Origin of the sequence: Mycoplasma sp. E35C (assembly GCF_019873825.1) — a bacterium.
In the GTDB taxonomy this organism is placed as follows: domain Bacteria; phylum Bacillota_I; class Bacilli_A; order Mycoplasmatales; family Mycoplasmoidaceae; genus Mycoplasmoides.
Genome location: NZ_CP068418.1, coordinates 564531 through 588540, shown reverse-complemented (window position 1 = coordinate 588540; position 24010 = coordinate 564531). Strand labels below are relative to the sequence as shown.

General features: G+C 29.0%; 17 protein-coding genes. All 17 read left to right on the top strand.

Translation table 4 applies throughout. The features are described from left to right. The first annotated feature begins 37 nt into the window (after window positions 1–37). The 17 genes from JJE79_RS02485 to JJE79_RS02405 all read left to right on the top strand — a co-directional run bounded on the left by JJE79_RS02485 (window position 38) and on the right by JJE79_RS02405 (window position 23916). Window positions 38–550 carry a restriction endonuclease subunit S gene (locus JJE79_RS02485; RefSeq protein WP_222926053.1) on the top strand — a complete coding sequence of 171 codons (513 nt, stop codon included), beginning with the start codon at window positions 38–40 and terminating at the stop codon, window positions 548–550. Window positions 551–672: 122 nt separating this feature from the next. Beyond that, complete coding sequence (locus JJE79_RS02480; protein WP_222926052.1) at window positions 673–1851, top strand: restriction endonuclease subunit S; 1179 nt, start codon at window positions 673–675, stop codon at window positions 1849–1851. A 122-nt stretch (window positions 1852–1973) separates the two neighbouring features. Then, entirely contained in the window at window positions 1974–2648 is a 675-nt protein-coding gene (locus JJE79_RS02475) for a hypothetical protein (RefSeq protein WP_222926051.1), read from the top strand. Further along, a complete protein-coding gene (locus tag JJE79_RS02470; protein WP_370630558.1) occupies window positions 2603–3154 on the top strand; it encodes a restriction endonuclease subunit S in 552 nt (183 codons plus the stop codon). The genes JJE79_RS02475 and JJE79_RS02470 overlap by 46 nt, the downstream gene beginning before the upstream one ends. 8 nt (window positions 3155–3162) lie before the next feature. Then, on the top strand, window positions 3163–6366 hold the full coding sequence (locus JJE79_RS02465; protein ID WP_222926049.1) for an HsdR family type I site-specific deoxyribonuclease: 3204 nt from the start codon (window positions 3163–3165) through the stop codon (window positions 6364–6366). A 272-nt stretch (window positions 6367–6638) separates the two neighbouring features. Then, window positions 6639–7559 (top strand): Mbov_0401 family ICE element transposase-like protein, encoded by a 921-nt coding sequence (locus JJE79_RS02460; protein ID WP_222926048.1) that lies wholly within the window; start codon window positions 6639–6641, stop codon window positions 7557–7559. Window positions 7560–9842: 2283 nt separating this feature from the next. Beyond that, a complete protein-coding gene (gene recA / locus JJE79_RS02455; protein ID WP_255565818.1) occupies window positions 9843–10862 on the top strand; it encodes a recombinase RecA in 1020 nt (339 codons plus the stop codon). 59 nt (window positions 10863–10921) lie between these two features. After that, window positions 10922–12766 (top strand): HD domain-containing protein, encoded by a 1845-nt coding sequence (locus tag JJE79_RS02450; RefSeq protein WP_222926046.1) that lies wholly within the window; start codon window positions 10922–10924, stop codon window positions 12764–12766. A gap of 36 nt (window positions 12767–12802) precedes the next feature. Continuing rightward, window positions 12803–14161, top strand: a complete 1359-nt coding sequence (locus tag JJE79_RS02445) for a hypothetical protein (protein WP_222926045.1) — start codon at window positions 12803–12805, stop codon at window positions 14159–14161. Window positions 14162–14384: 223 nt separating this feature from the next. Next, a complete protein-coding gene (locus JJE79_RS02440) occupies window positions 14385–15887 on the top strand; it encodes an ABC transporter ATP-binding protein (RefSeq protein ID WP_222926044.1) in 1503 nt (500 codons plus the stop codon). Beyond that, window positions 15880–16791 carry an ABC transporter permease gene (locus JJE79_RS02435; protein WP_255565817.1) on the top strand — a complete coding sequence of 304 codons (912 nt, stop codon included), beginning with the start codon at window positions 15880–15882 and terminating at the stop codon, window positions 16789–16791. Before JJE79_RS02440 ends, JJE79_RS02435 begins: the two co-directional genes overlap by 8 nt. Beyond that, complete coding sequence (locus JJE79_RS02430) at window positions 16784–17632, top strand: ABC transporter permease (protein WP_222926042.1); 849 nt, start codon at window positions 16784–16786, stop codon at window positions 17630–17632. The genes JJE79_RS02435 and JJE79_RS02430 overlap by 8 nt, the downstream gene beginning before the upstream one ends. 10 nt (window positions 17633–17642) lie before the next feature. Continuing rightward, window positions 17643–19301 carry a spermidine/putrescine ABC transporter substrate-binding protein gene (locus JJE79_RS02425; RefSeq protein ID WP_222926041.1) on the top strand — a complete coding sequence of 553 codons (1659 nt, stop codon included), beginning with the start codon at window positions 17643–17645 and terminating at the stop codon, window positions 19299–19301. A gap of 41 nt (window positions 19302–19342) precedes the next feature. Next, window positions 19343–20308, top strand: coding sequence for a tRNA (adenosine(37)-N6)-threonylcarbamoyltransferase complex transferase subunit TsaD (gene tsaD / locus JJE79_RS02420; RefSeq protein WP_222926040.1), 966 nt, complete (start codon window positions 19343–19345; stop codon window positions 20306–20308). A gap of 45 nt (window positions 20309–20353) precedes the next feature. Continuing rightward, the gene (metK, locus tag JJE79_RS02415; RefSeq protein WP_255565816.1) at window positions 20354–21511 is read left to right on the top strand and encodes a methionine adenosyltransferase; all 1158 of its coding nucleotides are present in this window, start codon (window positions 20354–20356) and stop codon (window positions 21509–21511) included. 523 nt (window positions 21512–22034) lie between these two features. Continuing rightward, on the top strand, window positions 22035–22628 hold the full coding sequence (locus JJE79_RS02410) for a hypothetical protein (RefSeq protein ID WP_222926039.1): 594 nt from the start codon (window positions 22035–22037) through the stop codon (window positions 22626–22628). Window positions 22629–23304: 676 nt separating this feature from the next. Continuing rightward, window positions 23305–23916, top strand: a complete 612-nt coding sequence (locus JJE79_RS02405) for a hypothetical protein (protein ID WP_222926038.1) — start codon at window positions 23305–23307, stop codon at window positions 23914–23916. The last annotated feature ends 94 nt before the right edge of the window (window positions 23917–24010 follow it).

The following is a 24010-nucleotide window of genomic DNA, read 5'->3' as shown; positions in this document are numbered from 1 at the left end:
ATTTAATGGTTTTGAAAATAGTTGAACCCCTGTTCTGTTGAAGAATATAATTAAACTTTATAATGGAAGAGGCAAATTAGGAATTGTTAAATCTACTAAATATACAAAAAACACCCCTTACCCTCTTATTGGAAATGGAAAGGGCGAGAATTCAATATTAGGCTACACAAGCAAAGCTGTAATCACAAAAGAATGTGTTACTATTTCGGGTGCTGGAACGATAGGTTATCCAGAATATAGAAATTATTCATTTTACCCTTTAGATCATGTTGCTTGTCTTATACCTTTTTTAAATAACGATGCTAAGTTTATAAGATATGCATTAGATATTCATGATTTTATGCCAATGGTAGGCCTTATTCCAACTATAAACTCAAATTATATTAATAATATAAAGATATTCACCACATCTTTTACAGAACAACAAAAAATCGGCGAATTATTTAATAAATTTGATAAATTAATCGATAAAATCAATAATAAGATAAAGAAATTAAAAGATATAAAAGAAAGTTTTATGAATAGAGAATTTTCTAAACTAAATAATTAAGGAGTCATATGGAATACTTTGGTGAAGAAAAAGAATTGGTTGCTTTATTAAAAGAACTAGAAACTGATAAGCATAATCAAAAAGCTATTGATAAATTAATTAGCTTGTAGGATAAATAAGATATGAATTTAAATAAGAAAATAAAGCTATCTGATCATTTGAAATTGGAGCAAGGTCGATCACCAGGAGCTATTGATAAGTGTGCTTCTACTCGTTATGTTAAAAATTCAATTCCTTATCCTACGCAATCTGATGTAGATAAAAATACTGGAATTATAACTTCTAATAAATATTGATTATTGCCTAATTTTGCACCAAAAGATTCGTTAATTAAAAAAGGACAATTGATGATTTTTAGAAGTGGCAATGTTGGTGAGATAGTTGAATTAGGTTTAGAAAAAGCGTTTATCGATGAAAGATTTTTTAAAATTATTATCGATGATAATATATCAAAAAGTTACATAAAAAACTTTTTTATTTACAACAAAAAAACGATCCAAAAATTTAAGAACGGAACAGCAATTCAGATATTTGTTGTAAATGAATTTAACGATTGGTTAAGTACTAAACAAATACCCAGTTTAGAGTTCCAAATAAAACCTTCTTTGTTGTTTGAGAAAATTGAAAACAAGATTTTGCATAATCATTTAAAACTTCAAAAAATAGAACAAGTTAGAAAGGCGTTGTTAGCAAAGATGTTTGTTAGCGAAGCTAACACACACACACACACACACACACACACACCGACTATTAGATTTAATGGTTTTGAAGATAAGTGACACCGTGTATCTTTAAGTGAAATATTGGATGTTTTTAGAAGCGGTAAAAGACCTGGAATTATAAAATCTCAAAAAACAAAAAGAACCCCTTATCCGATGATTGGAAACGGAAAAGGTGAAAATGCTTTAATGGGGTATACAAATGAATTTATAATAAAGAAAAATTGTATTACTCTTTCAGGAGCTGGAACCATAGGTTACCCTCAATATAGAGATTATTACTTCTACCCTGTAAAAGATGTGGCTTGCTTAACCCCTTTTTCTAATAATGATGCTAAATTTATAAGATATGCATTGAATGATTATAAATTCGCTCCGACGATTGGCCCCATTCAATATATAAATTCTGCTTATATAAAAAGTATTCAAATCTTCACTGCATCTTTTATAGAACAACAAAAAATCGGTGAATTATTTAATAAATTTGATAAATTAATCGATAAAATCAATAATAAGATAAAGAAATTAAAAGATATAAAAGAAAGTTTTATGAATAGAGAATTTTCTAAACTAAATAATTAAGGAGTCATATGGAATACTTTGGTGAAGAAAAAGAATTGGTTGCTTTATTAAAAGAACTAGAAACTGATAAGCATAATCAAAAAGGGATCGATAAATTAATTAGCTTGTTGGATAAATAAGATATGAGCTCTAATAAGAAAATAAAGTTGTCTGATCATTTGTGATTGGTGAGAGGGCAAAGTAATCCGGTCCCTCTTAGTGAATACGCTTCAATAGGTTATGTTAAGAGTGGGATACCATATCCAGCTCAATCAGATGTCGATCGACTGACTGATAAAATAATTTCTTGCAAATATTGACTATTTCCAAATACTAATAAAAAATTTCATCTATATAAAAAAGGTGGATTATTCATTTTTAGCAAAGGTAATTATTCAGGTAGATTAGCTGAATTAGATTTAACTTATGCCTTTCTAGATGATAGGTTTTTAAAATTAGATTTTGATGATCAAATTTCTAAAAGATACATCAAGGATTTTTTTATTTATCATTTTAAATCGATTCAAAAATTAGCAAGAGGGTCTGTTACTCACAACCTTGAAATAGCAGAGTTTTCTAAGTGATTAAATAGTCAATGAATATCGGATTCAGAAAAACAAAAAAGACATTCATCATTATCTGAAAAAATAGAAAACGATATTTTATTCAATCATTTAAAAGTCACAAAGTTAGAACAATTAAAAAACGCTTTGATAGCAAAGATGTTTGTTAGCGAAGCTAACACACACACACACACACACACACACCGACTATTAGATTTAATGGTTTTGAAGAAGCCTGACAACTTACTTTTTTAATAAAAAATTTTTTAGTTCAAATTGGTGGCGACAAGCCTCATAATACTAGCAATGTAAAAACAAAATATTATCCTTTTCCTTTGGTATCAAATGGGTTAGGCCTTAATGCTATTGTTGGCTATACAAACTCTTATAAAATAAAAGGCAATTGTGTAACTATGTCAAGTAGAGGAACGATAGGATATCCAGAAGTTAGAGATTACCCCTTTTATCCTATATATAGAACTATTTGTTTAATCCCTAGAACATTAGCGAATGTTAACTTTATTAAAAATTCTTTGACTAAATATAACTTTTCTAAACAAGGTGGTGTAATTAAACAATTAACTACTAATGATATTGATGATATCCAAATTTTCATGCCTAGTTTTGCAGAACAACAAAAAATCGGTGAATTATTTAATAAATTTGATAAATTAATCGGTAAAATCAATAATAAGATAAAGAAGTTAAGGGATATAAAAGAAAGTTTTATGAATAGGGAATTTTCTAAACTAAATAATTAAGGAGTCATATGGAACACTTTGATGATGAAAAACAATTTCAAGATAATATTGTTGAAAAACTAACAAAGCAAGGTGGTTGGCAAGAGTTAAAAACATCATACAATACAAGTAAAGAGCTTATAGCTAACTGAAAGAAGATTATAGAAATCAATAATCAAGAAAAAGAAAAGCTAAACGGCGAAGAATTAACTGACGATGAAATGAAAGAGGTTATTGAAAAAATAAACGACAAATACACATCGCCGTATGAAATTAATCGATGATTAAATCAACCTTATGAATGTTCAATTTCAATAAAGCGTGATAAAAAGAAACACCCTGATAAAGGTGATGTTAATTTAACACTTTTTAAAAAGAATGATGTAGCTAAAGGTTTTAACCAATATCAGATTGCTAGAGAAACTTGACTCAGCGAACACAACGGGTCTCAAAAGCGCGGTGATCTTACGTTACTAATTAACGGGATGCCGTTAGTTCATATCGAACTTAAAAAAGAAGGTGTTAATATCAACGAAGCAATCGAACAAATTAAGCGTTATAAAACCCAAAAATCTTTTAAAGGGATCTTTTCTTTAGTTCAACTATTCATAGTAATGACTCCTAGTGAAATGAAATATTTTGCCAACGTTGAACGACCTGAACAATTCAATGATCTTTTGATCTTTAAATGAGCAAACTTTAATAATCAAAAGATTGAAAAATGGGAAGTTGTGTGTGATCAATTTTTAACAACCCAAATGATCCACACATTACTTACATTTGGTTCGGTTGCTGATAAAACTGATAAAACACTCAAGATCATGAGAAGCTATCAGTATCACGCAACTCAAGCGATTTGTAATGTTGTTAAGGATCATAATTGGTCTAACAAAGGCGGTGGGGGTGGTTATATTTACCACACCACAGGATCTGGTAAAACATTAACATGTTTTAAAGTAGCTCAAATTTTAAACACTTTTGATGAAAATATTCATAAGATTATCTTTTTATTAGATGCGGTTGAGCTGTATAAACAAACATATGTTAACTTCCTAGAGTTTTCTAATGGAATGGATATTCATAATACGGAAAACGTTAATAAATTAGCCGGTTTGTTAGAGAAAAAAACGTCTAACAAAAAGGTTATTGTCACTTCTATTCAAAAGATGAGTAGACTTGCTTTTAGCGAAACCTTTAATGAAGAAAACCATCCATATAAAAGTCTAATTGATGAGTTTAAAAATAAAAACATCGTTTTTATTATTGATGAAGCACACCGAAGCACTAACGGTCAGATGTTAGCAAACATTAAAAGTACTTATAACAGATCGTTATTCTTTGGATTTACTGGAACTCCTATTTTTGAAGAAAACAAAAAAGAATACATAATCACAACCAAAGGGTTATTTGGTGAACAATTACACCGCTATACAATGTTATCTGCGATTGAAGATAACAATGTTTTACCTGTAAAAAACGAAAAAAACCTATCAACTTACAATGACCGTGAAGTAATTAGACAATGAGCTAAAGCTAAGTATCCAGATAACCCAAAAGCTGAAGATGAATTCTTTAACAAACTAACATCATTAGACATTGAAAAAGATCCAAATTTAAGAAAATTCTTTAATGAACACTACAACAAAGAAGAACATAAACATAGTGTTGTTAAAGATATTTTTGAAGAATTTCATGATCGTAGTTCTCGTGGGTTTTTCAGACACATTTTAGCTACCACTTCAATTAATAATGCGGTTGAGTATTACAAATTATTTAAACAATACAATAAAGAAATTAACGACAAAGTACACGAAAAAGATCATTCTCATTGAAAAGCTTTAAATATTGCCATCACTTTTAACAAAAACGAAGGAGATGGTTTGGTTGATAAAGGTTCTTGTTCAAAAGAAATGGCTAAAGAAATTTTGGATGATTTCCGTCAAACTTATGATTCTCATGTCGCTAATTTCGAAGGTATGAAAGAAATTATCGCTAACAACTTAAAGCGTGAAAATCCACTAGAAAAAAACAAGATCAACCTTGTGATAGTAGTAAACCAATTATTGACTGGTTTTGATTCTAAATATATCAACTTTATCTATTTAGATAAAGTTCTAGATTATCACAGATTATTTCAAGCAATCTCTAGAACTAATCGTATTTTAACTCATGAAACTGAGTATAAAAAACAATCAGGTTTCATCAAATGTTATCAACGATCACATTTGATGAGAGAAAATTTAAAAAACGCTGCTAGATTATTCATTTCAGATAATGAATTAGATTTCTTTGAATCACGATTAAAAGAAATCATTTTAGAAATTAACGAAATTAGAGCTGAATTGGTAAAGCAAAAAAACATCTCAGAAGATCAAAGATTTTTAGCATCAGAGCAATCAGCAGAAGAAAGAGATTGGTTTGCTAAAAAATTCTCTAGACTTAGCAAGTTGAGATATAGAGGGATTCCAGAACAGTTATCTTTCAACAGAAAGATTTATGAATTTGAAGAAATCAATTCAACCACAGGTGATATTAGAATTGAAAAAGTAGAATACAAATTACAAAAAGAAGAATTTGAAAACTGGGAAAAAATTTATAAAAATCTTCCTAAAGAAGTTAAAGAAAAACATAAAGTTCATATTGAAATCAAATCTTACGAGGAAACAATTAGTGGTTATAGCTATGACCTTAATAATTTAACTGAATTATATATTCAATATAAAAAATCACTTGATAATAAAGATGCAGAATTAGCTAATAAAATTATTAAAGAAATTAATTCTAAATTAATTCGTTGTTCAAAATACGAACAAGAATTATTAATAAAATTAATTAACAAAATTGAATCTGGAGAGATAAAAATTGATGAAGAATTTAGTATTAAAGAATATATCCAAGAAGAACGCAGAGGATATTTAGAAGAAATTGATGCAATCCTTGGGATTGATGCTCAAAAGATCCAAGAATTATTAAGTAAACAATTCAACGATCATAAAGAGTATGATACTTATGCAGACACAATCAAACAATGAATTGATGATTGTAATAAAGAAGAAATATTAAGACAATTCCAAAGTATGTATGAGACTAAAGTTATTCGTAAGAGTAATGTGATAACTATTATGGAAAAATATCTAAAAGAAATCGCATTCAACGGCCTTATTAGTCTTTCAGCTTGACTTTCTAAAAACATTAATGAATATGCAAATGATAAAGCTGATAAAACAGCATAACTAAGTTTTTAATTTTAAAAAATACCAAATAAAGATACTTATAGGTTTTAAATTAACTTATAAGTATTTTTTGTTTTTTGTTTAAAACAAACAAAAAAATAGAGATTCAAAACTTTGGAATTGAATTGTTTTATCTATTGGTTAAAAATATATTGAGCAGTATATTACTCGGGATTGAACTAGGACATCTAAAATGGATAACACCATTTATAGAAGTCCTAGTTTTCCTAGATACCCTTATTTATTTAACATCGCACAAGATTTATTTTTCTTTGCTAGATAACGCAATCAACTTACAACGCAGATTTAGATACAACGAGCTTATACTAGAAGCAATCAAAGAACAGATAATTGTTAATAATTGTGTCATTGAGAAAATAAGAAAGAGTTTTAACCACAACATATCAAGAACGCAGTTTTCAAATCTACTAAAACGGATTTACTCTGACCCTATATATAATAAAGGAAGTAAAATAGCCCTTGATAGTTTTAAGAACTTGTATATTAATGTTGATGATACTTACATAAAATTCAAGGTTGGTAATAATAAAACTAAAAAACGCAGATTGCGATTGTTTTTCTTTCACCAAGGTAAAAATGAAAACAACGAGTTGATTAATGGTAAGTATATTGTTATCTTAAAAAATCACGATAGCTTAAATCCAGTCCAAAGAGCGATTGATAACAAAAACGAGACATTAAGACTAATTGATAAGTTTTATACCAACCAAGCTAAGAGTTTGATACTTTGTTCAGACGGAGCAAAGGAATTTAAGTATTTAGCAAAAGCACTTAACGCAAAGCAGATTTTAGACAAATACCATTTAATTCATCAGAACTTACATAAAGCAATCAATCCAACTAAGATACTTTATGACAATGTTGATAAGAGTGTTAGAAAAGATGCTTATGATGACATTAAGCAATGTTCTGAGAAAACCCCAGAGTTGTTAATAACAACAATTGAAAAATACCGACAAGAATTTTTAGATACCAATACCAACTCTGTGATAGCTAAAGCACTGAGTAAATTTAAAAGGTATGTAATTAATAATCTGGAAGGGATAATCAACTGACAAAGCGAAGATTATATTTATCCAATCACTGAACAATACATCTTTCATAAAATTAAGAGCGTTCTAGGGAATAAAAACAAGTGCTACAGTCTGAAAACTTTTATGACTTTCATATAAGTCCAGTCATATAATTACAATCATCAGACACTAAAAAACAGTGAAAATTTAATAACTATCAATTTATAAAATTTATAAAATTGCTAGCATAGAGCACTAGTGCTTTTTGAGCAGTCATTTTATACATTACTCTATTCTCTAAAATGAGATTAGCCTTTTTGTGTTCTATATACAAGTATATAGAACATTTTTAACCTTTTAATGTATTTATGGTTATTAGTATAGATAAAATATAGTTAAAAAACTAAATATAATAGTTATTGTTTTTTAGTTTTTAAATAACTGGTTTTTATATAACTATTAAATACATTACAAGGTTAAAATTATTCTTTACAAAAAACAAACTAGTTTTAAATAAAAAAGTTTCTCAAAAACCAACAGAGATAAAAAAATCAAAAACAAACATCTAGAGAATTAGTTGATTAGTTAGCAAAAAAATAGAGTTTTTATTTTTCAGAGCTTTTAAGAAGCTAAGCAACATCAATCAGTATAAAACCATAGCTAAACCAGTTTTAGCCTTCTAAAACCCCTTAAAATGCGTTTGAAGGGTATGTTTGTATTGTTTAGATATGGTTAAAACGCAAATAAAGCCGTATAGAAGCGTTAAAATGAGTTGGACAATAAAATCTATTAGTTAAACAGAATTAACGCATACAAACGATTTATGAGAGTTTTAAGGGTATGCGTGTGTTAATGGGTTTAAGGTTTTAGTGGTTTTTGTGATTTTAGGGTATTAGTGCTAGGGTTGTTGCTAGCATTGATGTGTTGGTTTTTAGTAGCATAGGGGTTTGGTTGTTTTAGAGCATAAGGGCTTTTTTGTTCAAAGCATTGGTGTTGAAAAACAAAGAAGCATAAGGGTGCTTAGAGTGTTTTTTAAGCGTTATCGTAGTAGAAATGGTCTTAAGTTTGGGTGGTTTAGAACCTTGGAAAACATTGGGTTTTGATGTAAAAAATTAGTTGTAAGGCGTTGGATTAAAACCAATTTTAGCAGTTGTGCTTAACTTGTTTAGAGCATTACTGTTGGAAAAATCAAAAAGCACATATGCTAAATAATGCTTAAGCACGACTGCTTGCTGGTTGATAACAAAACCAGGAACAAAAGCTTTTAGATGTTAATTTAATTGTTCTGAACTATTGATTTTAGTTGAGAGCCAAGATTTTTAAAGCGTTAATGCTATTGGTTGGTAAAACATTGAAGCTAACAATCATTAAAGCGTTAGTGCTATCAATAGAAATTTTAACCAGAAAGCGTAAGTGTTAAAAGCTAGTTTTTGAGAGACTTTTAGCCTTGATTTTAGTATTCGGAGCACTGTAAAACTTGGTTTTGTTATTGAAAAATAGCATTAGTGATTTTTAAATAAGAAGCACATATGCTAGTTAAAAAGAATTCATCAGTGCTTTTAATGAAGATGGTTTAGTGGATTAAATAAGTTTGTTAAAAAAATGCGTTATAGATTTTTCTACTAAACCACTGAATTAAGCACTGGTATTAAATGCTTGAAAGCACCAATGAATTTCTTAAAAAAAGACTGGTTTTTACTTACAGAGTAAGAAAACAACGAACTCTAGCACGCTTAGGAAAATTGCTAGCAATTTTTAAAAAAGATCTATCTTTTTTAGTTTTGTAAAAAACCCAGAGTGGTAGGAGTTCCTTATCCTGCCTGCGTACGGACGCACATTGGGGCCCTTTTTTACCCCTAAAAACTCCTAACAATTTTTTTCAAAAACTCGTAGAATAATCCACACTCCTTAAATTTTAAAAATTAAATTTTTATTTTTAAAATTTTATGCTAAAATTAAACTAACGGAAAAGCCATACGACTTTAAACTACTTGTTAGTTCTTAAAATCGGAAGGCTCCAACCCTTATTCGTTTTACAACGCTCTTTTTTTTTTTTTTTTTGAAACTATAAAAAGCAATTTTTACCGTATTTTTTTAATTTTTTATTTAATTTTAATTAATAACTTTAATAAATAAATTTATAGTTTTAAATAGATTAAGAGATAACTCGATAGGTTTATTTTTCTTAACTAAATAATTTAAATATTTTTAATTCACCTTATTATTAATACTTTTATTATTAATAGAGATCTTTTAGTTTTAAAAATAATAATTAAGCTCTTTTAAAGCAAAACAGTTTAAAGTTCTAATTAATAGACTGAATTATTTCTTATTTTTATTACTAGAATATAAATAAACAAAACAACAATTTTTATTTAAAAAAATTTTCTTCTTTTTTAAGGATTTTTACATATGTTGAATAAAAAGAATTTAGAGAAATTTATGAACGAACTAAAAATTAAGAAAAATAACGAAAAAACAACTAATGCACAAATCCTTAAAGTTTTACAAGAAAAGTTTGGTAAATCTAATATTTACTTAACTGATAATGAAAAAATAGTTGAGGATGAATTTATTTCAACTGGAAGTATAAAACTTGACCATATTTTAGGTACTGGTGGTTTTATTAAAGGAAGAATTGTTGAAATTTATGGTAACGAATCCTGCGGAAAAACCACATTAGCTTTGTCAACAATTAATAAAGCAATTCAAAAGGATTATAGAGTTGCATTTATTGATGCTGAACATGCTTTGGATTTAAAATATGCCAAAAGTTTGGGTATTGATTTATCAAAACTGATTGTAGCTAGACCTGATTATGGTGAACAAGGTTTTGAAATTATTAAATCATTAATTAAAACTGAACTTATTGATTTAATTGTTGTCGATTCTGTGGCTGCTTTGGTGCCTAAGGTTGAAATCGAAGGTAAAATGGAAGATCAAACGATGGGTACTCATGCCAGAATGATGTCAAGAGGGTTATCACGAATTCAACCACTACTAGCTAAACATAATGTGGCTGTTATTTTTATTAACCAATTAAGAGAAAAAGTTGGTGTAATGTTTGGTAATCCAGAAATCACAACAGGTGGAAAGGCTTTGAAATTTTATTCTTCAACAAGACTGGAATTAAGAAGAGCTGAAATTCTAAGAGATGTTAATAATAATCCAATTGGAATTAGATCAAAAGCTACTGTTACTAAAAATAAATTAGCATCACCAATGGCTTGCACATTTATTGATATTTTCTTTAATACTGGAATTAGTGAAATTAACGAAATTATTGATTTAGCAATTGATTATGAAATTATCAAACAAGCTGGTAGTTGGTTTTCATACCAAGAAGAAAAACTTTGCCAAGGTAGATCTAATTTAATTACCAAATTAAAAGAATCGCCCCAAACATACGAACTAATCAAGAATGAAGTATTTGCTAAATTAAATGACAATAATCAGAGTTAATTAAAAGCAAATTGTTTGCAAAATTAAATGATAATACAATAATATAAAATTATTTATATATGAATACAACGGCTTTAATTTTGCTATATCTAATTGTTGGTTTACTAACCACATTAGCGATTTTGGTTATCGTTTTTATTACTTTAAAATATTATGAATTTAAGTTTCTAAAAGAAACTGAAGCATACCAAAAAAATCTTGAGAAAGAACTAGTTACGATCAATAAACAACATTTATTGGAACAAAAACTAGATGAGTATCATTTATTCAAAAGCAATTTAAAGTTTTTTACAAAAAAAGACTTCAAGGATATTAAGTCTTTTTTTCTTTCTGTACTTACAGAAAAAATCATTATTGAAGACCGCCATCAAAAATCACTAGGTGATTTAAAAGAAGCCAGAAATCAAATTCGTATTCTAGAAAAACGTTTAAATGACAGAAGAACTGAAGAGAAGTTCAAGATGTTAGAAAAAATGGAACTTAATGCTGATAAAGCAAGAGAGTTACTTTTAGATGAATATCGAACTTATATTAAAAATGACTTTGACAAAATGATCAAAGACGAAGAAGAGTTATATCGTTCAAAAGAAAAACGTTTTAAAGAAGATTATGCTTCTTTTGTTTTGCAAACATTATCTAATGTATCAAACTTTGGACCAACGGTTAGAGTAACTTCATCTACTGATATTAAATTTGAAGTAAGAGATAAAGATGGTAAGACGGATAAAAAAGCTACCAATGATATTTATGCTAAATTAATTGGTAAAGGTGGACAAACCAAAGAAATGATTGAAAGTTTCTTTACTGGATTAGCATTAGATATCAACCCTGAAAATAAAAAAATTACCTTATCTTCATTCAATAAAATTAGTTTATTTTTAATTAAAAGAACCTTAGAAGTAATCCTTAATGAAATGCTTGAAAAAGGTCCTTCAATTTTAGATCAAACTTTATTAAATCGTAAGTTATTCTTAGTTAAAAAAGATTTTGAAAAAGAATGTATTAAGATCGGAGAAGAAACCCTTAAGAAATTAAATTTAATTAATTCTAGATACATTCCAGAAGGTTTATATGAATATATTGGTAGATTAAACTACCGTGGTTCATGCACGCAAATGGTATTGCTTCATAGTGTTGAAGCTGCAATGATTGCTGAAAAGATTGCTGCACAATTAGGCTTAAATAAAGAAAAAGCTAAGGTTTGTGGTTTATTACATGATATTGGTAAGTCAATCAACCAAGAAGAATATTGAAAAAATCAAGATTTATTAGATCCAGACCATGTTAAAGCAGGGGTAGCAATTGCAAAATACTTTAAGTTGGATAATGACATTATTGATGCAATTAACTGTCACCACGGAAACCGCAGTTTATTTAAAAACGCAAAATCATTTTATGCATGAATAACTCAAATTGCTGATCGTTTATCAGCGTCAAGACCAGGAGTTAGATGAAATAACCAAGAAGATGAAGATTTAAAACGTAAAAAGTTAATTGAAATTTTATCGAAATATAAAGAACAATATTTTGATAGTTTCAAAATTTTAAAATCTGGTTATCGAATTCATATCGTTGTTAAATCTAAGGTTGCTGAAAATGATTTCAATCAAGTAGCATTAGACATCAAAAAAGATATTGAATTAGATGATATGCTATCAAAATTCCCAATTAGATTGCACTTCATTAAGCGTAATGAAATTAATTATTCAATTAAACCATCACTAAATGATATAAGTGTTGATACAAAGTTTGATCATAATAGCGATGAAGATGATGAATTTGATGATTCAAAAGTTTATGTGGATTCAGATAAGATAATTGAAGAATTAAATTTATCAAATACTGAAGAAAATTTTTCAATTGATCAAACTAATGAAGTAATCATTGAAAACGAAGATAAATAATATTAATATAATCTTTATTAGTGGTTTGTATTTTTTATGCAAAATAATAACAAAAAATATACGATTGATGACGCTTTAATTAATAGTACGGCTGATTTCATTAACGAATTAGATGATGATTTTGAAAGTGATGATTTGATTCAAACAACAAATCAAACTTTAGTTACGGCTAAAATTGATGAAGAAGAATTATCAAAAACACCATCTGAATTAATTACGGCTGATAAAACGACATCAACACCAGTTAAAGACCATCTTGACATCAATAACATTGATGATCTTTATTCAAACAATACTGGGACATTTAATACATTAAGTGTGCATGATGTTTCATACATCGAAAGACAAACGCCAACAATCATCAAACCAATACACAACCAACCAGCTAATAACATTAACCAAAAAAGCAACAATACAACTCCAAAATCTTATGGTGTATTTGGCAAAATGCTAGATAAACAAGATTTTGATAAACCAACTAATAAAATTCACTTTGATGAACCAACAAACCAACAAACTGATGATCAAGATGTTATATCAACATTAGATCAGTTTGAAATTAATCAAACCCCACCAGTTGATCGTTCTAAAACTTTATTTAAAAAAGAACATGAAATCAGAGAAGAAATTTATTTAGCTAAAAAGAAGAATATTGATGATTCAATCTTTGAACGCAACAAAGTTCATAACGGTTTTGAAGCTTCTTCATTATTTGAAGAAGTAACTAACGATCCACTTGATATTAAACCAAAATACCGTGATGATGAATTCCAGCACACCACTAGTGTAACAACAAATGATTTATTTAGTGATGATCAAGATGAAGAAGAAAATAAAATCACCCAACCTTCTGAAGAGATCTTAATTAATCAAACTGGTAAAGTTGATTATGAACTTGAAGAAGAAAAACAAAATCAAGATACAACTGATGAAGATATTGTTGCTAAAAAACAAACCGTAGATATTGAAAATATTGAAAATAATATCGACCAAATTGTTGAAGGTGAAAAGAAGAATTTTTATCAATACATTAAGAAGAATGATCATGATAATGTTTCAACAACAATGTTATTAAATACCAATAAAGATGAAGCATTACACCAACCAATCAACGAACAACCAAATCCAGATGTAATTAGAACTAATGCACAAAAAACATTAACAAATTCTAACTACAACAGTGCAACAATTCAAAAAACACTAACAAATTCTAATGCTATTAAATCTGAAGAATTTCAGATCACACGTCACGAACCAATCCATAATTACAACCAACAAAAACCTAAGAAAAATAATTACAAATTAGCCTTCATTATTGCGGTGGTAATTGTAATTTTATTAGCAATTGTTCTAGGGGTAGTTCTTAGTCTAACCAATATACAAAAACCAAATTAGTTTTTTGATCAAAAAATAACTAAAAAAACTTCAAGAAATCTAAAAATTCTAAAACTTCATAAAACCTTGATAAATAAAGGGTTTCATGAAGTTTTTTTCTTAATATTTTTAAAATGAAAACCATTTAGATAAAAAAAGATTTTTTATTTTGTATTTTTAATAAAAAAAACTTTATAATTTTGATTGTAAATTTTTATTAGAACATCGAAAGGATTAATCGGAATTGGAAGAAAAAGTTTTTATTCAATTAAGAAATGTTAATAAAACTTTTGATGATGGTTTTGTCGCTGTTAGAGACATGAACCTAGACATCAACAAATCTGAATTCGTGACCTTATTAGGTCCTTCTGGTTGTGGAAAAACTACGACCTTAAAAATGTTAGCAGGATTTGAACAACCAACTTATGGTCAAATCAAAATTGATGGCATTGATATCAAAGATATGCCAGTGCATAAGCGACCATTTGCTACTGTGTTTCAAGATTATGCATTGTTTCCAAATATGAATGTTTATAACAACATTTGTTATGGATTAAAAATCATGCGTGTTCCCAAAGAAAACACCGATCCTAAATTATCAGAACAAGCTGAAAAAATTAAGCAAGAAGCCCACAAGAAATCTGTGGCTAAAATTAACGATCTTAATAAGAAAAAAAACGATTTAACTAATAAGTTAAATAAGATTCGTAAAGAATACGAAAAAAGTTATTGGATGTATGAAAATGATGAAATGCGATTTGCTCAGTATCAACAAGCGCTGATCAAATTAGAATCAAAATTATCAGAAGCCATTAACCAAAATGACATTATTCGTTTGAATAGTGAAATTGATAATTTAAAAGAAAACTATAAAAAGAAACGCCCAATTGACTTAAAGTATGACAAAGTTTTAAAACAACTTGAAAATGTTGATGGGTGAATTTCGTATTGAGAAACTTATCCGATTATCAAAAAAGAAGCTTTTGAAAATAAAGTATTAACCAGAAGATTAACAAAAGAAGAAATCCACCAACGAGCAACTAAAATGATTAATCTTGTTGGATTAGCTGGTAAAGAAGATAAATACCCATCTGAACTATCAGGTGGTATGCAACAAAGAGTAGCACTAGCCAGAGCGCTTGTAATTGAACCTGAAACTTTATTATTAGACGAACCATTAAGTGCGCTGGATGCGAAGGTAAGAAAACAATTACAAAACGAATTAAAAAGAATTCATAAAGAATTAAATATTACGTTTATCTTAGTAACTCACGATCAAGAAGAAGCATTATTGCTATCAGATAAAATCGTGGTAATGTCACAAGGTGACATTGAACAAGTTGGTAAGCCTAATATTATTTATGACTCACCAATCAACGAATGAACAGCCAGATTTATTGGTGCTGCTAACATTTTTGATGGCACTTATTTAGGTGATTACAAAATCAAATTAAGTTCTGGTGAAATCATTGATACTGATGAAGAATACGACTTTAAAAAAGATGATAAAGTTCGTGTTTTAATCCGTCCAGAAGATTTTGACGTTGTTGAAAAAGATAAAGGAATGTTTAATGTTGAAGTTATCAAAGCTTCATATAAAGGTGTGTTGTGAGAAATTGAATGCTTAATGTCAGATAAAACCAAGATTACAGTTGATAACATTGACGAAGTTAAAGTCGGATCACATGTTGGTTTAAAATTTGACGAAATGGACGTTCATATGATGAGGCCACAAGAAGATGTTTAGTAAAACTTGACACTCATTTACACAGATCTTCAAAGGACCTAAAAAAACCTGATTGATCTTGCCATATGTTTTGATGTTGTTATTATTCTTCATCATTCCATTAATCATCGTTTTAGTTAACGCTTTTACACCATCAATTATTGATACGAATAATGGAAAAATTTCAGTAACGGTTGCTGATAACTTTTCAATTATTGATAATTTTACGGTACGTAAAATTGTGCAATCAGGATATTTAGCAATTGCTTGTACAATTATTTGTTTATTGATTGCTTTTCCTTTTGCTTATGTTTTATCAATATCAAAAAACAAGTTATTCCGTTTTAGTGTTGTTGCATTAGTAACTGCACCAATCTGAAATAGTTTTTTAATCAAAGTAATTGGTTTAAAAACCTTATTAGACTTATTTTTCCAAGAACAAAATAGCACATTTGGTGATGGTTGAACCTTATTAGGATTAGTTTATATCTTCATGCCATTGATGATCTTACCTTTATATACGGTATTGATTTCAATGCCTAAAAACTACATGTTAGCATCACAAGATTTGGGATATAACTACTTCATTAGCTTTTTTAAAGTGGTAATTCCTTATTGTAAAAACGCAATCATTTCAGGTGTTACTTTAGTATTATTACCTGCATTTACAACCGTGGGAATTTCAGTCTTTGTTAATAATGCTAATGACAACCAACTGATCGGAACTTATTTATTATCATTAGGTGCTAATGGTCTAGAATCAAAAGTAGCAATCTCACAAGCAAGTGCTTTAAGTTTAGTTTTAGCTCTAATTATTCTGTCATTTTATCTTCTTGTTTTTGTCTTACCAAAAACAATTAGTTACTTCAAAAAACGTGCATTGTTACGTAGAAAGATTAATTCGGTAATTGATAGTAATGCATAAATTAAAAACAATCTTACGCCAGGGATATATTTTTATTATCTTAGGCTTAATTTATTTACCATTATTAATCATTGTTATCCTTTCATTTAATGGTGCGACTGAAAGAGGTAATGTTAATTTAAACTTCAATAACGTTGATCCATCAAAAGCCTTTGATGCATACAAACAACTTGCTGAAGGTGACTTTTTAACGCCACTAACAACCTCATTGATTGTGGCATTTATTTCAACCCCAATTTCAGTATTTTTAGCAACAATTACTGCCTTTGGTATCTGGAGAAATAAAAAAGTATACCAAAAACTGATTATGTCAGTTTCTAATACTTCAATTGCGATTCCTGACATTATTTCAGCATTAAGTTTAATCACTTTATTTGTATTAATTTGAGTAAGTTTATTATTACAACCACTTGGATTATTTACGATCATTGTTTCACATATTTCAGTTAGCACCCCGTTTGCTTTGGTATCAATTTATCCAAGAATGTTAAAGATGAACCCAAATCTAATCTTAGCTTCGCAAGATCTTGGTTATAACCGTATTCAAACTTTCTTTAAGATTACTTTATCTTATTTAATGCCAGCTATTATTGTTGGTGGATTAATTGCTTTTGCAACTTCATTTGATGACTTTGTCATCACTTCATTTGTGCGTGGATCTTCACGAACAATTGCTACAGAATTATATTCAATTCGTAAGGGAATTAAAGCTTGAGCAATTGCTTTTGGTGCAATTTTAACTTTTGTTGGAATCTTTGCGACGATTATTGCTGTTATTAAAAAAGCATTATCTGAAAAAGTGAAATACAAAGAAAAAATTGTTCGTTCAATTAATAAATAGGCAGATAAATATGAAAAAACGTTTTAAATTATTATTTTCTGGTTTATTATTGCCAGCATTTATCTTATCTAGTTGTCAAGCATCAAACAACGAAAACTTATTAAATAAGAAGTTTGTGTATGCTAATTTTGAATCATACATGTCACCAAAACTAATGAGCAAAATTCGCAATGAAAACACCAACTTGCAATTTGATTTTGTTTCATCAAATGAAAATTTGATGACTAATTTTAAGAATAAAACTTATACGATTGGCACAGCTTCAACGTATGCTGTTATTGATTTAATTGAACAAGGAATCTTACAACCAATCGATTGAACGAAGTTTAATTTAAGTTATCTTAATGATGAAAATGAATTGATAAAAATTAATAATGCTAATGACGCGTTGGGATTATTTACTGATCAAGTTCAACAAATTTTAACGAGTTATTCGATTAAAAATCAACCAATTAACTTACTAGAATATTCAGTTCCTTATTTTTTTCAATCATTTGTTTTTGCTTACCGTGGTGAAGTAATTGATCAACTAGTTGATCATCAAAGCAATTGGTCTGATATTATTAAAACCATCAGTTCAGATCAATACAAAGATCGTTTTAGTGATAACAAATTAGGAATTGTTGAAGATGAACGTTCAATTTATTCAGTGGCTAATTTGATTAAAACCCAAAATGATGCTCAACCAACCGTTAATCCATTAGATACGCAAATTCAAACTAACGATTTTAGTGAAGTTTATCAATACATTGCATCAGCAGGATTGAATGCTAATAATTTTGTAACAGGTACTAGATCAACCGCATTATTAAACTCAGATTCAGCGGTTATTTTAAACAATTTAGCTTCTAAAAGAATTAATGGTGCAATCATGTTTAATGGTGATGCAATTTATGCTGCTCAAGGTGGTGAGTTTTTAAAAGATGAAGACAAACCAACCAGTGAAGATTTTCATATCGTTACGCCAAAACAAACACCATTAGCATTAGATTTAATTACGATTAACAAACTAAATATTGATCAATATCCAGAATTATTAAACCAAAGCTATGATGTGATTAAACAAGTAGCACTTGAAGGTGTTGATCAAACAAATGATGATTTTGTTGCTGAAGTTGAAGATAGTGATCCAGATGATCCTGAATACAAATACGGACCATTAGATAACTTTAATTTTGTGCAATACACTTCACCATTAAGAAAGATTTCTCAACCAGAAACAGGGATCGTTGATGAACAAGAATGGTTTGATGAAACTAATAGTGATGAAATAAAAGCGCTACAAACTCAAAACAAAGAAAAACAAGAAGAAATCAGAAAGCTTCAATCAGAGATTGAAAGCTTACAGAATGATCTAAATAACAATCAATTACAAGATGAATTAACTGCTGAACAACAAGATCAAATTGAACAAAAAATTCAAACTTTAATTGAAAAATTAGAACAACTAACTAACGAACTAAAAGAACTAACCACACACTTAACTAATTTAAGACAACAATTGCAAAAAGCAGAAGATAATAAAAAACTAAGTGAACTAATTAAGTCAGCATATTACATTAAAGATATAAAAAATGTTAATAACTTCATTGAAGCTCCAATTAATGATTTACAAAAAGCCAGTTTAATTAATGCTTATGTTCGTTTTAAAGAAACTAGCTGAAAATAATTGATTCTAAAAAATAATTCATTAATATAAAATTAGCAAGTATGGGCTCCAAAGTCATTTTAGGCATTGAATCTAGTTGTGATGATTTATCAATTGCTATAGCAATTGATAATCAAATCATAACTACCAAAACCAAATCATCATCAAGTGTACATGCTAATTACGGTGGCGTAGTGCCAGAAATTGCCGCACGCTATCACGAAGAGATATTGCACCAAACTTTATTTGAAGCATTAAATGAAGCAAAGGTTGATATTAATGATATTGACATCATTGCATATACAAAAAATCCAGGCTTATTAGGTTGTTTACATGTGGCAAAAGTATTTGCGACAACCTTAGGTTATTTATTAGATGTTGATGTTGTTGGCATTAATCATTTATACGGTCATTTGTTTTCAGCAACAATTGATGACAATTCACCAAACCATCGCCATGATGAAGTTAAATACCCAGCCCTAGGTTTAGTGGTATCTGGTGGTCATACTTCGATTTATCATATTCAATCAGCTAATGACATTAAGTTGTTAGATGAAACCTTAGACGATGCGATTGGTGAAGTGTATGATAAAGTTGGTCGTGAGTTGGATTTAAAATACCCAGCTGGACCAATGATTGATCAAATGTTTGATGTTAATAAAGCTAAAAGCATCCAATTTTTAAAGAATAACAAATTATCTTCTTTTAGTTACTCAGGTTTTAAATCTGCAGTTTTAAGATACATCCAACAACACAAAAACCAACCTGATTTTGATAAAGTAGCAGTGCTATCTTCATTTCAAAAATTCATTATTGATGACTTAATACAACGGGTTAAAGAACAAATCAAAAACCAAGCAGTTCAATATCAAACCATCTTATTAGGTGGTGGAGTAAGTGCTAATAGTTATCTGCGCCAACAAATTAATGAATTAAAGATCAAACCGTTGATTCCTAAAAAGATGTATACTGGTGATAACGCAGCCATGATTGTGAATTATTTAATTACCAACCTCATGGATAACTAAATTAATAAAATAATCACTTATATATAATTAATAGGACATTTTTGTATGAATAGTATTACTCTTAAACATAATAGAAAAGGAATATACACTGCTGAAAGTGTGGGCAGTGGTCATCCTGACAAGATCTGTGACCAGATTGCAGATAGCATTCTAGATGCATGTTTAGCTCAAGATAAAAACAGCCGTGTGGCTTGTGAAGTATTAGCTTCTAATCGTTTAATTGTGATTGGTGGTGAAATTACTACTAAAGCTAAGGTTGATTATGTAAATATTGCTTGAAATGTTGTAACAAAATTAGGATATGACAAATCTAGTTTTACGATTATTTCTAACATCAACCAACAATCACATGATATTGCTCAATCAGTAGATCAAAAAGATAATAAGATCGGAGCTGGTGATCAAGGGATCACAGTTGGTTATGCGTGTGATGAAACAACCAATAAAATGCCATTAGCCGTAATGATGGCTCATGATTTAGTGCGTTTAGCTAAACAACTAATTGATGATAAAAAATTCAACCATGCTAATTATGATATGAAAGCTCAAGTGAGCTTAAATTATTTAGATAACAACCAAGTTGAATTAAAAACAATTTTAATGTCAGTTCAACATGATGAAAATGTTGATCTAGGTGTATTTAAACTTTTTATTAAAAAGTTTATTATGGATGAAATTGCAACCAAATATGGCTTTGATAAAAAATATGAAGCACTAATCAACCCATCAGGTTTATTTATCAGTGGTGGACCAATTGCTGATACTGGATTAACAGGTAGAAAACTATTAGTTGATAGTTTTGGAATTTATGCTCACCACGGTGGTGGTGCTTATAGTGGTAAAGATTACACCAAAGTTGATCGTTCAGGTGCTTATTATGCACGTTGGATTGCTAAACACATTATTGAAGCAAAACTAGCTAGTGAATGTGAAGTAATCATTTCATGAGCAATTGGTGTAGAAAAACCATTAGATATTGTTGTAAATTGTTTTAATACCAACACAATTGATATTCAAAAAATCAATAAGATTGTTAAATCAACCTTCAACCACACTGTTTCAGAAATTATTGATCTTTTAAAATTAAAAGATACTAAGTATGCTGATTTAGCAGTATATGGACATTTTGGTAAATCTAAGTCTAAATACAATTTTGAAAACACAATTTATCTAAACGAAATCTTAGATAAGGTTAATAAGTAAATAATTAGCTAATAACTCTAATATTATTTAAAAACAATATTGAAGATTACTATCCGCCAAACGGATAGTAATTTTTTATTTACTGCTTATTTTAAGTATAATTTGCTTTATTAATAAGGGTTTAATCATAAAGTATGGGTTTAATAACTTAAAAACAGTTATTTTTTAATGTTGTTATACTGGTTTAGTTAAAAAATAGCATTAAAACCCTTTATTTTCCATACTAAAATAAGACGCAAACAAAAAAAAAAAAAAACGAGGTCGATGAAGCTTTAATTAAAAATATAACTAATCAGAATTATGTTGATTGTATTTGTTGAAAAGTCAATTTATATAAATTCTTAAATCGGAATTCTAGTTTAGCTAGAGTTTGATTCAAGTTAATTCTAGATGTTTCTAGAGTTAATGAAAATTATTAAATAATTAATTCTAGTGTATCTAGAGTTTTAAGTATTTTTTAATAATAATTCTATCTTTGCATAGAGTTTAAATTAATTAATTAAATCTTTATTTACTATATACAATGCGCAAGAAAAATATATTTAAACTATTTACTTTATTAGGTTTTGGTTCTATCGTTGGATTAGCAGCTGCAAGCTGTGCTAAAGATCCTAAAACAGGTGAAACACCTAAAGATCCAGGTAAAGGAGCCACTACTCCTACTACACCAAAAAAAGAAGATGATAAAAAGAACAAAAGTGGTGAAGTAACAAATCCTCCTGCTGCTGGTGCAGACCAAGGTAAAACTCAAACTCCTCCTGCTTCTGCTACTGGTTCAGACCAAGGTAAAACTGAAACTCCTGCTCCTGCTGAAGGTGAAAAAGGTAAAGCTCAACCAGCTCCTGCTGAAGGTGAAAAAGGTAAAGCTCAACCAGCTCCTGCTGAAGGTGAAAAAGGCAAAGCTCAACCAGCTCCTGCACAAGGTGAAAAAGGTAAAGCTCAACCAGCTCCTGCACAAGGTGAAAAAGGTAAAGCTCAACCAGCTCCTGCACAAGGTGAAAAAGGTAAAGCTCAACCAGCTCCTGCACAAGGTGAAAAAGGTAAAGCTCAACCAGCTCCTGCACAAGGTGAAAAAGGTAAAGCTCAACCAGCTCCTGCTGCAAAGCCTAAAAAATAAAATAACAACAATTATTTAAACTTTAATTAAACATTAAAGCTATTCTGTTTAGTTAAAAATGATACATACTATCAGGTTTGTATAAAATCTGATTAAAAACTATCAAGGTAGCATTGAAATTAAATCTATATATTAATAACAATAGAGTTTATATATAAGATTGAAATTTTAAAAATATTAATACTAAATAATATTAAAAATATCAATTATAAAATTGCTCTTCATTTAAGAAGTTTATAAAATCGGTTAAACAAAAAATAAGATAAATCTTTCATTCCTTTTCGAGTATTAAGGTAGTTTCATACTGCCTTAATATTTTTATTTTTATATTGGTTCGATTAAATAATTTAATTAAACATCATTGTTTTAGGCAATAAAATAAGAAGAAAACAAAAAAAAAAAAAAAAACGCCTTTCTGGCAAACTTTAATTAAAAATTTAACTAATCAGAATAAAAGTGATTATATTTGTTGAAAAGTCAATTTATATAAATTTCTTAAATCGTAATTCTAGTTTAGCTAGAGTTTGATTCAAGTTAATTCTAGGAAATCTAGAGTTAATGAATTTTCAAATTACTAATTCTAGTAGACCTAGAGTTTAAACATTTTTTAATGATAATTCTATCTTTGCATAGAGTTTGAATTAAATAACAATCACAATTTAATATATTTAATACAATGCGCAAGAAAAACATATTTAAGTTATTTACTTTATTAGGATTCGGTTCTATCGTAGGATTAGCAGCTGCAAGCTGTGCTAAAGATCCTAAAACAGGCGATACATCTAAAGATCAAGGTAAAGGAACTGGTGGTGGTAGTTCATCAACAACACCTGCTAAACCAGGAGCATCAGCAGATGACAAAGGTAAAAAAAGCGGAACAGTAAATCCTAACCAACCTGTAACTGGCAGCGACACAGGAGCTAAAGATCCTAAAGCTGGTGGGGACACAGGAGCAAAAGATCCAAAAGCTGGTGGCGACACAGGAGCTAAAGACCCTAAAGCTGGTGGTGATACAGGAGCTAAAGATCCAAAAGCTGGTGGCGACACAGGAGCTAAAGACCCTAAAGCTGGTGGCGACACAGGAGCTAAAGATCCAAAAGCTGGTGGCGACACAGGAGCTAAAGACCCTAAAGCTGGCGGAAAAGAAGGAGCTAAAGATCCAAAAGCTGGCGGCGACACAGGAGCTAAAGACCCTAAAGCTGGCGGAAAAGAAGGAGCTAAAGATCCAAAAGCTGGTGAAGGAAAAGAAAAAGGCCCTAAAGGTGGCGCTTCTGGAAAAACTAAATAAAAATAATATTAATAATTATTTAAAACCTTAATTAAACATTAAAGCTATATTTCTGTTTAGTTAAAAATGATACATACCATCAGATTTAAATAAA